The sequence below is a fragment of the Nostoc edaphicum CCNP1411 genome (assembly GCF_014023275.1).
GTDB lineage: Bacteria > Cyanobacteriota > Cyanobacteriia > Cyanobacteriales > Nostocaceae > Nostoc > Nostoc edaphicum_A.
Window position 1 is genome coordinate 3,425,701 of record NZ_CP054698.1, and the last position, 16,501, is coordinate 3,442,201.

The 16,501-nt window shown below is 41.7% G+C and carries 12 protein-coding genes; 9 read left to right on the forward strand and 3 right to left on the reverse strand.

Annotated features, from left to right (window positions below; all coding sequences use genetic code 11):
- Positions 1-196 precede the first annotated feature (196 nt).
- Positions 197-1,543, reverse strand: coding sequence for a ferredoxin--NADP reductase (gene petH / locus HUN01_RS16945; protein WP_181932233.1), 1,347 nt, complete (start codon positions 1,541-1,543; stop codon positions 197-199).
- 1,213 nt (positions 1,544-2,756) lie between these two features.
- Here petH and HUN01_RS16950 point away from each other — a divergent pair.
- Together HUN01_RS16950 and metK are read left to right on the forward strand one after the other, a co-directional pair.
- Entirely contained in the window at positions 2,757-3,761 is a 1,005-nt protein-coding gene (locus HUN01_RS16950) for a phosphoribulokinase (RefSeq protein WP_181932234.1), read from the forward strand.
- Between the two features lie 263 nt (positions 3,762-4,024).
- The gene (gene metK / locus HUN01_RS16955) at positions 4,025-5,299 is read left to right on the forward strand and encodes a methionine adenosyltransferase (RefSeq protein WP_181932235.1); all 1,275 of its coding nucleotides are present in this window, start codon (positions 4,025-4,027) and stop codon (positions 5,297-5,299) included.
- Between the two features lie 603 nt (positions 5,300-5,902).
- Here metK and HUN01_RS16960 read toward each other — a convergent pair.
- Positions 5,903-6,358 carry a pentapeptide repeat-containing protein gene (locus HUN01_RS16960; protein ID WP_069071538.1) on the reverse strand — a complete coding sequence of 152 codons (456 nt, stop codon included), beginning with the start codon at positions 6,356-6,358 and terminating at the stop codon, positions 5,903-5,905.
- Between the two features lie 283 nt (positions 6,359-6,641).
- On the reverse strand, positions 6,642-7,514 hold the full coding sequence (locus HUN01_RS16965; protein ID WP_181932236.1) for an alpha/beta fold hydrolase: 873 nt from the start codon (positions 7,512-7,514) through the stop codon (positions 6,642-6,644).
- 207 nt (positions 7,515-7,721) lie between these two features.
- Here HUN01_RS16965 and HUN01_RS16970 point away from each other — a divergent pair, with 207 nt between their 5' ends.
- From HUN01_RS16970 to HUN01_RS17000, 7 genes are all read left to right on the forward strand, one after another.
- The gene (locus HUN01_RS16970) at positions 7,722-8,540 is read left to right on the forward strand and encodes a DUF1206 domain-containing protein (RefSeq protein ID WP_181932237.1); all 819 of its coding nucleotides are present in this window, start codon (positions 7,722-7,724) and stop codon (positions 8,538-8,540) included.
- 33 nt (positions 8,541-8,573) lie between these two features.
- On the forward strand, positions 8,574-9,728 hold the full coding sequence (locus tag HUN01_RS16975) for a glycoside hydrolase family 10-like protein (protein WP_181932238.1): 1,155 nt from the start codon (positions 8,574-8,576) through the stop codon (positions 9,726-9,728).
- Positions 9,729-9,740: 12 nt separating this feature from the next.
- Positions 9,741-10,160, forward strand: a complete 420-nt coding sequence (locus HUN01_RS16980; protein ID WP_181932239.1) for a C6orf136 family protein — start codon at positions 9,741-9,743, stop codon at positions 10,158-10,160.
- 71 nt (positions 10,161-10,231) lie between these two features.
- Positions 10,232-11,002 carry a GDSL-type esterase/lipase family protein gene (locus tag HUN01_RS16985; protein WP_181932240.1) on the forward strand — a complete coding sequence of 257 codons (771 nt, stop codon included), beginning with the start codon at positions 10,232-10,234 and terminating at the stop codon, positions 11,000-11,002.
- 224 nt (positions 11,003-11,226) lie between these two features.
- A complete protein-coding gene (locus HUN01_RS16990) occupies positions 11,227-11,661 on the forward strand; it encodes a hypothetical protein (RefSeq protein ID WP_181932241.1) in 435 nt (144 codons plus the stop codon).
- An 822-nt stretch (positions 11,662-12,483) separates the two neighbouring features.
- A complete protein-coding gene (locus HUN01_RS16995) occupies positions 12,484-13,773 on the forward strand; it encodes a cation:proton antiporter (RefSeq protein ID WP_181932242.1) in 1,290 nt (429 codons plus the stop codon).
- A gap of 449 nt (positions 13,774-14,222) precedes the next feature.
- A complete protein-coding gene (locus HUN01_RS17000) occupies positions 14,223-16,424 on the forward strand; it encodes a cation:proton antiporter (RefSeq protein ID WP_181932243.1) in 2,202 nt (733 codons plus the stop codon).
- Positions 16,425-16,501 lie beyond the last annotated feature (77 nt).

Consider the following 16,501-nt stretch of genomic DNA (forward strand, 5'->3'; position numbering starts at 1 on the left):
ATTATTTAGTACTTTACCCTTCAGAACTGAGAACTCTTTCCTCAGCTATTTACAATATTCATAACAAAACAATTGTAGGGTGAGCATTGCCCACCCTACTCATTGATAACTTAGAACTCAGCACTCAGCACTTAATAAGTTTCTACTTCATAACTTAGAACTCAAAACTCAGCACTCAGCACTCAGCACTCAGCACTTAATAGGTTTCTACGTGCCAGCGATGGGCTTTCTTGAGTTCCTTCTGGTAAACACTCCAGGTTACGCCTTCTTTCGCAGCAGCAGTTGTTAAGGCTGCATCAATACCTTCTTCCATACCTCGCAAACCGCAGATGTAGGTGTGGGTTTTTTCATTTTTAATCAATTGCCACAATTCATCAGCATGTTCTGCTACGCGGTCTTGGATATACATTCTACCGCCTTGAGGATTTTTTTGTTCGCGGCTGATGGCAGGAGTGAGGCGGAAGTTCTCAGGATATTTTTGTTGAATTTCTTCCAGTTCTTCCTTATATAAAAGGTTTGGAGTTGTGGGCACACCAAATATTAGCCAAGAGAATCCTTTAAATTGGTAATCTGGGTTTGCTGCTCTTTCTGCATCTTTAAACTGACGCCAGAGGTAAGCTCGCATAGGGGCAATACCTGTTCCGGTTGCCATCATGATCACATTAGCATCAGGATCATTGGGTAACAGCATTTCCTTACCCACAGGCCCGGTAATTTTTACCTCTGCCCCTGGTTCTAAGAAACACAGGTGGGTAGAGCAAACACCGTAGACTGTTTCACCAGTTTCTGGGTGCTTGTATTCCAACTGGCGGACGCACAGTGATACTGTCTTATCATCCACATCATCGCCATGACGAGTTGAAGCGATGGAATAGAGTCTAAGTTTTTCCGGCTTGCCGTTCTTGTCTAATCCTGGGGGAATAATCCCAATACTTTGACCTTCTATATACTTCAAATCACCTGCGGAAATGTCAAATTTGAGGTGTTGAACAATACCAATACCACCTTTTTTGACTAGTGGTTCATTAGATACTACCTTACCAATAAACGGAGCATTGGGCCGGTAAGTGTTAACAGGAACGTCACCGTGGTCTTTTTTGGCTTTCGCTTGAGTCATGGTGTTGCCTTTCTTGTCCTTGTTCTTGAGCTGTTCTTCAGCAGGTGTTTTAGCGAAACCTTTGGTTTCACTATCAGCTTTTACAGGTGTGGCTTTACCATTCCCTTCACTGTCAGCAGTTTCCTCAGATGTCGCTAACTCGCTGACAACGCTTGTAGCATTCTCAAGTGAGGCTTTACCATTAACTGGCTCTAGACCAGTTACTGGCTGGATGCTAACAATTGTGCCGCCTAGACGAGTGATACGTCGCATTTCTTGATTCATGCGGTTGTAAGGCACTCTGATGAACACACTGCCACTTTTCCGAATTGGGTAGTTAGTTTGATCAGTTTCTTCGCTCTGACGCAAACCCACCACTTCATAAAGGAAGATGCGGCTACCTAATTCTGTGTTGGCAGCACCCTCAACAGCACCTTGATTGTACATTCGTTCTACCACTCCGATAATTTACTTAACCGTTTTTCAAAAAAAAACTATTCCCATCCCATGCCAGCTTTAGTTTACCGGATTTTCGTTTCACAAAACTGGCTCTCTGAGAAAAAGGCATCATTAAATTAATGCCTTGCTAAGTACACTCACCAAAGACATGCAGGCATAGCAAAAAACACACCTGTTCACCTTCTAAGGTAAAGGATAAGTTCTTGGGAGAATGTTAATAATGAGTCAATTTAATCTTTTTTTTGTTAACTACCACCTGGATTAGAGAGATAGCTTTTTACCTTACTACTCAACAAGCAAATGAACAATAGCAGATATTGATAGGAATACTAACTTGATTGGTAGAAGCTACCGCTTAGTTTACCTCCAAAAGTTGCCGTTGTGCTTGTCTACTCCAAGGACTTAAATCAGAGAATGCCAATCTCGGAAAGTTTTCTTCCGATTGGTTTTACTTCTCAAAATTTACTGCCCTCCCGAAATTTTGTTAGCTATATTTATGACCTGTCTATGGGAATTACATGACTCTGACAAATTCAGCTACAAACATAACGACAGAGAGAACCGTGATTTAAGCAACTGTAATTAGTTTCACTTGATGTGAAAAATCTGTCAACCTCTATTCAGTGCTTTGCCATAACGCCAACGCTTCTATTTGAGCATATTCATAAATTTACAGCGAATAATTTGACCAATGCAAGTTGTTGGCTCATTCCTTGGATAGATTTTTGCTTTGAATATATATAAGCATTGTCGAACCGGAATTACAATTTAGGAAGGTCAAAAAATTCGCTACAACAACAAATTATACCTTATAGACTTGATTATATAGAGTCACAAGTAGCAGAATCAGAGAAGCGCAACACTCATGAGCGGTGTTGATCCCCATTTTTAAATTAACAACTAAATTAACAAAAAAATGATTGATGAACCATGCTAATTCTTCTTGACAGCAATCTTGTATGGGATACCCCCTTCTGTTAAAATCAAATATACCACTAGGATTAAATACTTACCGGCACCAACATTCAGCCTAGTCCGACGAGTAGCAACTTAATTACTTTGTTGCCTACACGCTCGCTTGGTGTCTTATAGCTGTGCTAGGTAGCAAGAACGCAGGATAAACCAAAGGGGTAAACTCCTGGCTTCAGAATCTGCTGTGTGAAAAAATATTGACACAATTTTAGTATTTTAGAGGAGATTTATGACAAGTAAGCCGGAACGCGTGGTACTGATTGGAGTAGCCGGAGACTCTGGGTGCGGGAAATCTACGTTTTTGCGTCGTTTGATAGATTTGTTTGGTGAAGATTTAATGACAGTTATCTGTTTGGATGACTATCATTCCCTGGATCGCAAACAACGTAAAGAAACTGGGATAACGGCATTAGACCCCAGGGCGAACAATTTTGATCTGATGTATGAGCAAATTAAAGCGCTCAAAAGTGGTCAAGCGATTGATAAGCCGATTTACAACCATGAAACTGGCTTGATTGACCCGCCAGAGCGGGTAGAGCCGAATCACATTATAGTTGTTGAAGGGCTGCATCCTTTATATGATGAGCGGGTGCGATCGCTAATCGACTTCAGTGTTTATTTTGACATTAGCGATGAGGTCAAAATTGCCTGGAAAATCCAGCGAGATATGGCTGAACGCGGTCATCGCTACGAAGATGTTTTAGCGCAAATCAATTCCCGCAAACCTGACTTTGAAAAGTTTATCGAACCACAAAGAGAATTTGCCGATGTGGTTCTTCAGGTATTACCCACGAACTTGATCAAAAACGATACGGAGCGTAGAGTCTTAAGGGTACGTATGCTTCAGCGGGAAGGTAAGGAAGGCTTTGATCCAACCTACCTATTTGATGAAGGGTCAACAATTAATTGGACTCCCTGTGGACGCAAATTGACCTGTTCTTATCCTGGTATGCAACTATACTATGGTTCCGATGTTTACTACGGACGCTATGTCTCAGTACTAGAGGTGGATGGTCAATTTGACAACTTGGAAGAAGTCATTTATATCGAAACCCATCTCAGCAATACATCCACCAAATATCAGGGTGAATTGACTCACTTGTTACTCCAGCACCGCGAGTATCCAGGTTCCAACAATGGTACTGGTTTCTTCCAAGTGCTTACAGGTTTGAAGATGCGTGCTGCCTATGAGCGGTTGACAGCTACAGAAGCAAAGTTAGCGGTTCAGGTTTAAAGCAGCAGTGTTTGTGTCAAAGCTTGTGGGGGCGCTTCCGGGTGTCCCCATTTTTTTGTGTTATTAAATACATTTTCTCCACAAAATAATTAGCATACATTTATCTTATTTACAGATACTTACCTTATAATTAGCGGTTTTTATCAATATCAATCAGATACTAACTAGTGAAGTATAAATATTGTTATCATTTCATAAATTAGCTAGTTGATCTAAATACCACATTTAGTCAGCTAAAAAACTCAAGTCAGGAGGAATTTCCTTTGTCTCGTCGATATTTATTTACCTCCGAGTCAGTCACCGAAGGTCATCCAGATAAAATCTGCGATCAGATTTCTGATACCATTCTGGATGCCCTACTGACACAAGACCCCAGCAGCCGTGTTGCCGCTGAAGTAGTAGTTAATACTGGTTTAGTGCTAATCACTGGTGAAATAACCACCAAAGCCAACGTAAATTTCGTCAATCTCGCCCGCAAAAAAATTGCCGAAATTGGTTATACCAATGCTGACAATGGCTTTTCTGCTAACAGCACCAGTGTTCTACTGGCTTTAGACGAACAATCACCCGATATTGCCCAGGGCGTTAACACCGCTCAAGAAACCCGCCAGCAAGATAGTGATGAACTATTCGACAAAATTGGTGCGGGCGATCAAGGTATAATGTTTGGTTTTGCCAGCAACGAAACACCAGAACTGATGCCCTTACCCATCAGTCTCGCTCACCGCATTGCTCGCCGATTGGCAGCAGTCCGCAAAACAGGTGAATTGTCATACCTGCGTCCTGACGGCAAAACCCAAGTGACTGTGGCTTACGAAGATGGACGCCCTGTAGGTATTGATACTATTCTAATTTCCACCCAGCATACAGCTAGTATTGGGGAAATAACAGATGAGGCAGCTGTACAAGCCAAAATAAAACAAGACCTCTGGTCAGCAGTGGTCGAACCTGTTTTTGGCGATATTGACGTTAAGCCTAATCAGGAAACACGTTTTTTAGTCAACCCCACTGGCAAATTTGTCGTTGGTGGCCCTCAGGGAGATTCTGGTCTGACAGGACGGAAAATAATCGTTGATACCTACGGTGGTTATTCACGACATGGTGGCGGCGCTTTTTCCGGCAAAGACCCCACAAAGGTAGACCGTTCTGCTGCATACGCGGCTCGTTATGTCGCGAAAAATATTGTCGCTGCCGGGTTGGCAGAAAAAGTTGAAATCCAGCTATCTTATGCGATTGGCGTAGCGCGACCAACAAGTATCCTAGTCGATACCTTTGGCACCGGCAAAGTGGATGAAGAAACCTTACTAGAATTAATCAATCAGCACTTTGAACTGCGTCCGGCGGGGATTATCCATACCTTCAACTTACGCAACTTACCAAGTGAACGAGGCGGACGTTTTTATCAGGACGTCGCGGCTTACGGTCATTTTGGGCGGGCTGATTTAGACTTGCCTTGGGAACAGACCGATAAAGCCGAATTGTTGAAGCAAGCAGCAAATGAATCACTTTCGGCAGCAGTTGCTCAGGCACTAACCTAGACTTATACGCTACTACAAAAACTTAATTTATCTACGTGAGGGTATAGGCAACTTGATAAGTTACCAATATCCTCATTTTTGCAATTCGTCTGAATATTCATCTGCGTTTCGGGTCTTTCACAAAGCCAATTCTTCCAACAAGAATCCTGAAAGCTAGTTTTAGGACAATACGCTTGGGTTAAGCAATAGCGAAACCCAACAAAGCCTTGATAATGTTGGGTTACTCTTTTCCTGTCGAAGACGCTACGCGAACGAGAAGCCCTTTCTCTACGAGACGCTCTGCGAAAGGGTCTACGTTCCTCAACCCAACCTACGCCAGGTTTAGTTTTTAGCCTTAAATAAACCGTATTGAGTTTTAAGAGAGCTTTTCAGAATATATTGTACTTTTATTAAGTGGATATCGGCTCAATCCCAAATCCCAATAAGAAACCCCCTCCGCCTTCGTTATAGCAAAATAATTACAAGGCAGAGGGGTTTCATTGATCTTAATATTTTTTTAGAGGCAGATATTAGGGATAATGCTGGCAAAAAAACCAGTTTCTCTGATTTAAAACCCGCAAAAACCTATGTTGTGTTTATTTTAACCTGCCAACTTAGTTCAGCCTAGTCCCAATCGGGAATTTCGGCATCTTCTCCACCAATACCGATTCCAGTGTTAAATATTTCGGCATCAGTGAGATTGAGATCATTCATTGATGCTTTATACACATTAGAATCGTGAATCGTAGCGCGAGTAAAATTTACTCCGTTAAGATTTGTTTGCTTCAAATTCACATTGGTTACATAAGCGGATGTTAGATTAGCACCTGCCAAGTTTGCACCAGTTAAATCAGCACCTTCGAGGTTAGCTCCTACAAGGTTGGCTCCTTGGAGCTTCGAGCCTCTCAAGTCAGCACCAATTAGATGAGCGCCACTGAGGTTAGCTCCTGACAGATCACACTGGATACATTCCCCAGTTGAAAGCAGCTTTTGTAAGTCCTGCGGATTCTCGGCTCTAACCGAGCTAGTGAAAAATAGGGGAGTTGCTAAGGCCATGGCCGCTAATAGCTGGAGTTTCATAATTTTCCCCCTTAAATAATCAAGTTGCGTCCGTTCTGTCCCTCACGATTCTATTATCTCACTAAATTTCGTAAGGTCAATCTATCTCCTGATAACTTAGTTGTGATATGAAACAAGAATAAAAATAATGTCACAAATGCTATTGATTCTGATTTTGGCGATTTTTAGACGATAATTCGGCAAAAATTGCCAATATTAAATCACTATTAAATCTTTTTGAAAGCTTGTACAATTCGTCATAATGCTGATTTTATAAGTATTTATACTTCTTAAATTATCTAATTTAGCTTAAGTCTTCATAAAGAAATTCTCGCATATACTGATTAACCAATTCAGGCTGTTCTTGCTGTACCCAATGGCCACAATTAGGAATATACTTAAGTTGAAAATCTCTGACATAGGCTGCGGTGTCGTAGGTTAGTTCCTTGCCAAGTGCAGTGTCATCTTCTCCCCAAATCATCAGTGTTGGCACTTCCAAAATACCCCAGTTTGGATTTAGAATTCTCTGTTGAAAAACATTGCGGTAGTAGTTCAACATTGCTGTAAGGGCACCGCGTTTGGCAGCAGCATCTTTATATGCGTCAATATCCGCTTTAGTGAAAGCACTCTTGTTAACTGCTGTACCTTTAAAAATTGTTTCAATTGCTTGGTAGTCTGAAGATTGTAAGAATACTTCTGGTATCCACGGTAGTTGGAAGAGGAAGATATAGTAACTACGCTGCAACTGTTGAAGAGTGCGTAAGCCTTGACTAAATTTGGCAGGATGAGGAAGGTTAAGAATAATTAATCGCTCTACCATTTCGGGGTGAGTGTATGCAAAATTCCAAGCGATCGCACCACCCCAATCATGTCCAACTAAAACACATTTTTGGTATCCTAATCCTTTAATTACTCCCTCAACATCTTTGATAAATTCATCCATTACATAAGCTGATTGCTCATTTGGTTTATCACTATCGTTGTAGCCACGCAAATCAATGGCGACGACTTTAAAATCTTGGGCAAACTCTGGTATTTGATGCCGCCAAGAGTACCAAAATTCAGGAAACCCGTGCAGCATCAACATTAAAGGGCCTTCACCTTGGGTAACGTAGTGTAGTTTTACCCCATTGCTAGTTATATATTCGTGTTTACAAGAACTTTCTATTAGAGACATAATTAATCCAAATTAAGCATTAAAAAATACTAAATAAGAATACTGTACTTAATAAGTGTAATATGATTTTAAGCAGACTCACATCTATTAAAAGACAGTATTACGATAGTGATTTTTTGCAAAAAGTTAGACAATTTGCCCTGAGATAGATGTGAATCGTGAGTAAATTTTGGTAAAAGGTAGACATTATAATTCTCCCCAACTACCATGACACAACAGTTGACAAACCATGCTTCATTGTGGGTTGAGCGACTGGGACGATTTGGCTATGTTTCCAAGGGAGTCGTTTACGGTATAGTTGGACTACTGGCGGCACAGGTGGCTTTTGGCACGGGTGGTAAAACAACTGATACCCAAGGCGCTCTCCAAACAATCGTCAACCAGCCATTTGGTAAATTTTTGCTGGCTTTAGTTGCAATTGGCTTGATTGGATACGTAATCTGGCGTTTTGTACAGGCAATTAAAGACCCAGAAAATAAAGGTAATGATGCCAAAGGTTTGGCAGTGCGAATTGGTTACGCAGTTAATGGCTTGATTTATGCAAGTTTAGCCTTAAGTGCTGTGCAAATCGTTATGGGTACAGGCAGCGCTAAAAATAGTAGTGATTCTACTGAAAACTGGACAGCACGTTTGCTTTCTCAACCCTTTGGTCAATGGTTAGTTGGAACTGTGGGGGTATTGATAATTGCTCTAGGTTTTTATCAGTTTTATCAAGCTTTTAGCGCTAAATTTCGTAAAGAACTGAATTTAACTGAGTTAAGCAACAAAGAAGCCCAATGGGTAATGAGGATTTCCAGATTTGGTTTAGCGGCACGGGGTATAGTATTTTGTATTATCGGTTGGTTTTTAATCGAAGCAGCAAGACAGTCGAACGCCGCTACAGCAGAAGGTTTGGATGAAGTATTACAGACGTTAGCGCAACAGCCGAATGGAGCATGGCTTTTGGGTATTGTGGCGTTAGGTTTGGTTGCCTATGGAATTTACACAATAATACAAGCGCGGTATCGTCGGGTAGTCAATGTTTAGATGGTGCAGTAGCGAGAATTTTAATTTATAGAAATGGCAATAATCGAAACTCGTGGTATCTGGCTGACCACTACTGATAGTAAAGTTCTCAGGTCAAAGGAACGCATTGCCAAGGCGATGGATTTCCTGGCTGAGACGGGATTTAATGTGGTGTTTCCAGTTGTTTGGAACAAGGCAGTAACTTTGTATCCTAGTCAAACAATGCGGCAGACTTTTGGAGTCGAAATTGACCCGCTATCTGTAGGTCGTGACCCTTTAGAAGAGGTGGTGGTTGAGGCGCGGCTAGTTGGGTTGAAAGTTATTCCTTGGTTTGAATACGGCTTTGCTAGTTCTTACAATTTGAATGGTGGTTTACTTTTACAGAAAAAACCGGAATGGTCTGCGCGTGATTGTAATGGTAACTTACTGAAGAAAAATGGCTTTGAGTGGTTGAATGCACTCGACTCACAGGTGCAGGAATTTTTGTTGAACTTGGTGCTGGAAGTTGTAAAGAATTATGATGTGGATGGTGTTCAAGGTGACGATCGCTTTCCTGCATTTCCCTCTGAAGGTGGCTATGATGAGGGTACTGTCACCCGCTATCGTCAACAATTTAATTGCAATCCGCCACAAAATTCCAAGGATAGGCAATGGTTACAGTGGCGTGCAGATATTCTGACTAACTTCTTGGCGCGTCTCTACCGGGAGGTGAAAGCGGTGAATCCTAACTTGCTAGTAGCGATCGCACCTAATATCTATGATTGGGCATTTCAGGAATATCTGCAAGACTCGCCTGCATGGCTGAAGCGGGGAATAGTTGATATGATTCAGCCGCAGATTTATCGTCGTGACTTTGGGAGTTATTCTGCGATCGCTGATAAACTGGTAAACCAGCAGTTCACAGATGCAACACTGCCGAAGTTAGCACCGGGAATATTGATGAAACTTGGCTCTTACTGCATTAGTCCAGAATATCTTGTGCAGGCAATCGAATACAATCGCCAACTGGGCATTCAAGGAGAAGTATTCTTTTTTTACGAGGGTTTGCGCGAAAATAATAATACCCTAGCTAAAGTTTTGCGAAATGGGCCTTATGCTAAATCTGCATCATTTCCCACTCTGTCAGATTTGAGTGCGGGTGGTGTGAGTCACAAGAGGACATCTTCTATTTGGTCAGGGGTGAAAAGGGTGTTAAAAAAGATTTTTTAAGGGAAAAGGCGCGTGGAATCTCAATTGCCAGTGGAGCGGATAATTAAGACTTTAAAAGAGGATTTACCGACACTTTTTGAAAAAGATATTTCATATCAAATTTATACACAGGATATCTATTTTAAAGATCCGGTGAATACATTCAAATACAAATTTAACTATCGGATTATATTTTGGACTTTGCGATTTCACGCTCGGCTATTTTTTACCCAAATTTACTTTGATGTCCATGAGGTTTATCAGTCAGCCGAAGACACGATTTTAGCAAAGTGGACAGTGCGGGGAGTGTTGCGGGTTCCTTGGAAAGCTGGTTTGCTTTTTAATGGGTACTCAACGTATAAATTCAACCAAGACAATTTGATATACGAGCATATAGACACTTGGGATAGAAAACCAGGGGAGATTTTACGGCAGTTTTGGCAAAGGGGATAAAACCTATAGGATAGCCATTTATGGTATAGAAATGTATAGAAACTTGTAAAAATATAAAATATAGTTGTTAAATGCACACATTTCTAGCTTCTTCCTCAATGCAGCTGTCCGCACCACCAAATCACTTGCAGCCTATGAAGATTGTCGCACTGGGGGACAGCTTAATTTATGGATTCGGTGATCCGGAAAAAGGAGGCTGGATTGAGCAACTAAGGCGGTGGTGGATGTTGCCGGATAGTGATGGTCATATTCTTTATAATTTAGGGGTAAGAGGCGATCGCACGCAACAAGTAGCACAAAGGCTAGAAGTTGAATTTCGCCACCGGGGTGAACTGCGAAATCGTGTTCCCGACTTGATTATTTTATCAGTAGGCGTGAATGACTCAGCGCGGTTGGCGCGTCCCGATGGTCGAAGTTACACAGACTTTACATTGTTTGAAAAGGAAATTGCTTCTCTGCTAGATTTAGCACAGCAACTCTGTCCTGTGTTATTTGTGGGCATGGTGCCAGTAAATGAAGCCAAGATGCCATTTTTAGATTGTTTTTACTATAATCATGCCGACCAGTACCGCTACAAAGAAGCAACTCGAATTGCTTGCACAAAACGGCAGATTCCCTATTTAGATATTTTTGAGCAATGGATGGAACGCGGTGAAACTTGGCGGCTCAAACGCTTGAGTGAAGATGGACTTCATCCTAATACAATAGGTTATCAAGCTTTGTTAGAGGATGTAATCAATTGGGATGCTATGCCGCCTTCTCTACGAGATGCTACGCGAAAAGTGGGTTTTGCCAACGCAGTTCACCATTCTCAATTTGATTATCGGCTTAAACCATCCTAATAATTAATATAGATGTGTTGGTGCTTTGAGGCTAGCCAAGATTCTCATATTTGCCATCGTGGTAAAAAGCACCACAATTTTCCTAAATTTTTAATGAAAGCGAATCTAACATCCATTTATAAAAACTCCAACTTCTCTCTTCTTTATTACTCCCAACTCCTAACTCCCAACTCCTAACTCCCAACTCCTAACTCAGCACTCAGCACTCCCAACTCAGCACTCCTATGACACCAACTTTATTTGGTCGCTGGCAAACTCGATTATTATTACTTGCAACTGTAGGTGTACTCGTATCTTTGCCTTTTGTAATGGGTTGGATTGGTCCTGGTGCTAACTCAGTTTCTTTTTGGATACTTGCTTATGTCGCCATCTTTGGCATAGGTTGGGATGTGCTTTATGACTATCTGCAAAAATCACGCTGGGATAGAGATTGGCCCGCAGTTTATCAACTCTTAGCTGGTATATGGGAATTGGTGTTTGTGTTTTGTGGAGTTAAACTGTTTGGCTTTTTACCAATACCTTTACGGAAAGAGGAACTGTCGCCAGGAGCTTTTTTACTGCACTATAGCATCGTGTGGTTAGCAGTTTTTATTACTTCCCAAAGCTTAATGCGAATTATCTTCCCCCGTTGGCGTTTCCGGGGTGGAGAATGGTTGTAATACATTAGATACTCGAAACTAATTTAATCTTGAAGAAGAATTCAGAAGTCAGAATTCAGGAGTCAGAATAAATCAGTCGGGGATTCAGACCCGCGACTTTCTTGTTGACACCAAATCTACGATTTGGTCGGGGTCTTAGAGGATGTTCGAAAAGTATTTTTGGTAACATCTAAGTCTCGGAAACCTAACCCCTCTAGCCCCCCTTCCCTACAAGGGAATGGGGGTTTCAAAGCCTCTCTCCGAAACGGAGAGAGGTTTGGAGAGGGGTTTCTAGTATACTTTGCGACTTTTCAAACAACCTCTTAAACCCGGTTATTCAGACGCGACGCTCGAATACTCGCTACCGCTGCGCTATCGATGACTCGCTAACGCTGCGCTATCCGCCAGTCATACAGAATACCCAACTGAATTCTGACTCCTGACTCCTGAATTATGTTCGATAAATTACAGCAATTTCAGGTAATTAAACCATAGTGTAGGGACGCAGATATATCTCTCTACAGCAGATTGTGGTTCAAATAGATGAAAAAGTTTATAAATCGCAATTTAACAAATCATAAAAAATCATATATGGCGGTTTGATTTTGGATGCAATATGTTGTATTGACGTACAGTTGTGTGCGTTCTTAAGAAGAACATAACAGATTACTACAACTTTGGAAACCAAAGCAACGCATTGCCTCTTGTATCTCATCAAATTAAAAACAGCTATCTTCTGTTCTCAAAATTGGGACTTGTGTTGATGTATTAATGAGAAAAACAGGACAAGTTTTGGAGTCTGGAGCAATTCTTCAATGCAGAGACGCAAATTAAGGAGATGCAATGTCAAATTTTGATCTGGTTATTCAGCTATTTCTGCAACTCACAGTTATTTTAGTCACTTGTCGCATTGTTACGATTTTAGGACGCCGCTATCTTGGTCAAACCGATGTTGTTTGCGAAATGATTGCGGGTGTAATGCTAGGACCATCTCTTTTAGGATTGATTGCACCAGATTTTCAGCAATGGCTATTTCCTAAGCTTCCAATCATCACAGCTTTAGGAGACAAAATACCCAATCCATCAATGTCGATTTTATATGCTATCAGCCAAATTGGGTTGGCAATTTATATGTTTTTGATTGGTTTAGAGTTTAACACCAAACTCTTAAAACATCATATCAAAAGTGCAAGCTTGCTATCTGCTGCCGGAATTATTACTCCTTTTATTTTAGGAGCGATCGCATCTTTTTGGTTTTATCACAATGGTAATTTCTTTCAACCAAAAGTCACGCCTTGGTCAGCCGCATTGTATCTAGGTGCGTCGATGACAATTACGGCTTTTCCGATGTTAGCTCGTATTCTTTACGAACGCGGTCTTGCACAAACCCGCTTTGGGACTTTGGCTTTAGGTGCAGCATCAGTAGATGATGCAGTTGCTTGGTGTTTACTAGCGATCGTCCTTGCTAGCGTGAAAAATTCTCTGAGCATTGCCATATTAGCAATTGGTGGTGGTATTTGCTACGTGCTATTTGCGATTTTTATCGGACAACCTCTACTGAGAGCATTCACACGCATGACAAAACGTGATGCAGGTGTGAACAGACAAACCTTGACCTTGATGTTGATAATTTTAATGTTTTGTGCATGGTTTACCGATGTCACAGGCATCTATGCAATATTTGGTGCTTTTGTCCTCGGAGCAGTGACACCACGCGGAGAATTTGCCCAACAAATTCGCCAATATACAGAGTTTATAACTACTTCTTTTCTGTTACCGATATTTTTTGTCTTCTCTGGATTAAACACTCAAATTGGACTGGTAAATACACCGACTTTGTGGGGAATTACGTTCTTAATTATTGCGATCGCAATTCTCGGTAAAGGTATTGCTTGCATGTTGGCTGCAAAATTGGCTGGCGAAAATTGGCGGGAATCAGCAACTATCGGCGCTCTGATGAATGCTCGTGGTTTGATGGAGTTAATCATCCTCAATATTGGTCTGGAGCAAGGTATAATTACTCCAACTTTATTCACAATTATGGTTATTATGGCAGTCATTACTACCCTGATGGCATCACCACTGGTTGCCTTTTTGTTGCATAATACAATTTATGATAATTCTTCCGCCTAAGCAAATTCAAATATAAAATTAATTACCTAGCAATTGGGTAATAATATCCACTTTGAGTCTGGTTATAAGCGCTAACTTGTTTATAGCTGCGTTTAAGCACTCCTACAAACCGAATACCTATAGGAATCAAATCTGATTCGGATAACTTATTTGCATAGGTAGAGAAATCTTAACTCTTAACAGGGAATAGCTGTGTGCTGAATTTTTCTCCGCAATCAAATATGAATCCTATATTACCTATTTTTTTGATATCGGTAATTCGTAATTTCTTCGAGATTTAGCTCTTAAAATCATCAAAATTCATGTTTCATGCCTGCTAATGCATCGTAACAGCAATTGACATAACAACAAAGCACAAATTACTCTTGGTTTGATCTAACAAACTTGACATTTTTCTGTCTTTTAAAGAATCATCTGATAGAAACCAGATAATTAATTGTGAGGAAACCATGCACATAGTTATTCTCGTTCTGGTTGAGGTGCTGATTGTTATTGGACTTTCAAGGCTAGTAGGATTAGCATTCCGTTCTATTAAGCAACCGCTGGTAATTGGTGAGATTGTCGCCGGAATTATGCTCGGCCCATCTTTATTTGGTTTAATTGCTCCCCATCTAGCAGTTACCTTGTTTCCACCAGAAACTTTTCCTTTTCTAAATGTTTTGTCTCAGGTGGGACTAATATTTTTCATGTTTCTGATTGGGCTAGAACTAAATCCTAAATACCTCAATAGTCAGCTAGAAGTAGCTGTTTTGACTTCTCATGTGAGTATTTTGGTGCCGTTTTCTCTAGGAACATTGCTAGCGGTAGTACTTTATCCTCTAGTTTCCAATGCAAGCGTATCCTTTACCGCCTTCGCCTTGTTTTTGGGGGCGGCGATGTCAATTACTGCCTTTCCAGTGTTGGCGCGAATCATTACTGAAAACAATTTACAAGGAACGCGTTTAGGAACCTTGGCGTTAACTTGTGCAGCGGTGGATGATGTGACAGCTTGGTGTCTTTTGGCAGTAGCGATCGCAGTTGCTCGAACTGGTGACTTTGCTGGTGCCATACCCACAATTATCGCCAGCATAATTTACATCGGCTTGATGTTGACGCTGGGACGTTGGTTTCTCCAGGGTCTTGTCAAACACTACCTTCGTGCAGGACGCCTCAGCCAATTGCTGCTAGCTGGGATTTATATGGGCGTGGTTGCGTCGGCACTCATCACCGAACTAATTGGTATTCACTTAATTTTTGGGGCATTTTTACTGGGAGCAGCCATGCCCAAAAATGAAGATTTAGTGCGGGAATTGGCAGTAAAAACCGAAGATTTTGTCCTGATATTCTTGCTGCCAATATTTTTTGCCTACAGTGGCTTACGGACGCAGATTGGCTTGCTCAACCGTCCAGAATTGTGGTTTTTGTGTGCGTTGGTTTTAGGAGTGGCGATCGCAGGCAAATATTTTGGCACTTATGTAGCGGCTCGTGTCAGTGGTATTAGTAAACGCGAAGCCTCGGCACTTGGTTGGTTAATGAATACTCGCGGCTTAACCGAACTAATAGTGCTAAACATTGGTCTAGAGTTAGGGGTAATTTCCCCCTTAATATTTACCATGCTGGTAATTATGGCATTGGTAACTACATTCATGACTTCGCCACTGCTGGAATGGACATACCCGAAGAAGCTGATCAGGTTAGATGTCATGGAACCGGAGTTGGAAGCAGAAACAGACGATACAGATACAGATGACACTGCTGAAAGTGTGACTTACCTTCGCCCCTACCGAATTTTAGTGCCAGTAGCTAATCCGAGTACCCAAAAAGGGTTGGTACAGTTGGCAGTAAGTATCGCTCTCAACTACCGACATCCCGCCATTGTTAACCCTCTTAGTCTGATTGAATTTGAAGAAGATTATGCCTTTGAAAGTACCCCACTTGAAGTAGACCGATTAATCGCCCAACGCCGCCACCAGCTAGAAGAATTGATTAATACTCTCGAACCGCTAGAGACACGCTCTTATGTGCACCCCATCGTTCGCACATCTAGCAATGTCGCACGGGAAACATCACAGATTGCCGCACTAGACCAAGTTGATTTAATTCTAGTGGGATGGCATCGTCCAGCTTTTAGTAGCAATCGCTTAGGTGGAAAAGTCGGTCAAATTCTCACCACTGCACCAGTTGATGTGGCAGTATTTGTAGACCGGGGAAGCGATCGCTTAGAAAGTTTGTTAGTGCCTTATTCTGCAAATATCCATGATGATTTGGCACTGATACTTGCGCTCAGACTGCTCATCAATCATGAAACTTGTATGTTGCAGGTTTTACACGTTTTACCCGAAAATCGTCTCAAGGATGAATTGAGTTACGAGCTAGACATGATGATTGAGCAATTACCGAGCAGTGTACGCGATCGCATTGAAATCAAAATTGTCCAGTCCCCAGAGCCAATCCAAGCCTTAATCGAAGCCTCAAAAAGTGTAGACCTGACAATTGCTGGCACCAGCCGCACTTGGGGTATTGAGCGTCAAACCTTGGGAAGATATACAGATCAACTAGCTATCCAATGCCGTTCCTCTCTGCTAATTACCCGCCGCTACAGTCAAGTCACCGCTCATCTAACTTCCATGCTTCCTGAAATTAGTAATCAAGAGGAGCCAGCGCTGTGGTAACCCAGTCGGCACAAGAGAGGGCTTGAAAAGAGGCAGAGGGGATAAACTCTTCTCCCTTGCTCCCCTGCTCTCCTGCT

Bases quoted from the DNA above. Each gene is read 5' to 3' on its own strand.
- HUN01_RS16960 (WP_069071538.1), bottom strand. From the start codon at position 6,358: ATGAAACTCCAGCTATTAGCGGCCATGGCCTTAGCAACTCCCCTATTT.
- HUN01_RS16995 (WP_181932242.1), top strand. From the start codon at position 12,484: ATGTCAAATTTTGATCTGGTTATTCAGCTATTTCTGCAACTCACAGTT.
- HUN01_RS16985 (WP_181932240.1), top strand. From the start codon at position 10,232: ATGCACACATTTCTAGCTTCTTCCTCAATGCAGCTGTCCGCACCACCA.
- HUN01_RS16965 (WP_181932236.1), bottom strand. From the start codon at position 7,514: ATGTCTCTAATAGAAAGTTCTTGTAAACACGAATATATAACTAGCAAT.
- HUN01_RS17000 (WP_181932243.1), top strand. From the start codon at position 14,223: ATGCACATAGTTATTCTCGTTCTGGTTGAGGTGCTGATTGTTATTGGA.
- HUN01_RS16970 (WP_181932237.1), top strand. From the start codon at position 7,722: ATGACACAACAGTTGACAAACCATGCTTCATTGTGGGTTGAGCGACTG.
- petH (WP_181932233.1), bottom strand. From the start codon at position 1,543: ATGTACAATCAAGGTGCTGTTGAGGGTGCTGCCAACACAGAATTAGGT.
- HUN01_RS16975 (WP_181932238.1), top strand. From the start codon at position 8,574: ATGGCAATAATCGAAACTCGTGGTATCTGGCTGACCACTACTGATAGT.
- HUN01_RS16990 (WP_181932241.1), top strand. From the start codon at position 11,227: ATGACACCAACTTTATTTGGTCGCTGGCAAACTCGATTATTATTACTT.
- HUN01_RS16950 (WP_181932234.1), top strand. From the start codon at position 2,757: ATGACAAGTAAGCCGGAACGCGTGGTACTGATTGGAGTAGCCGGAGAC.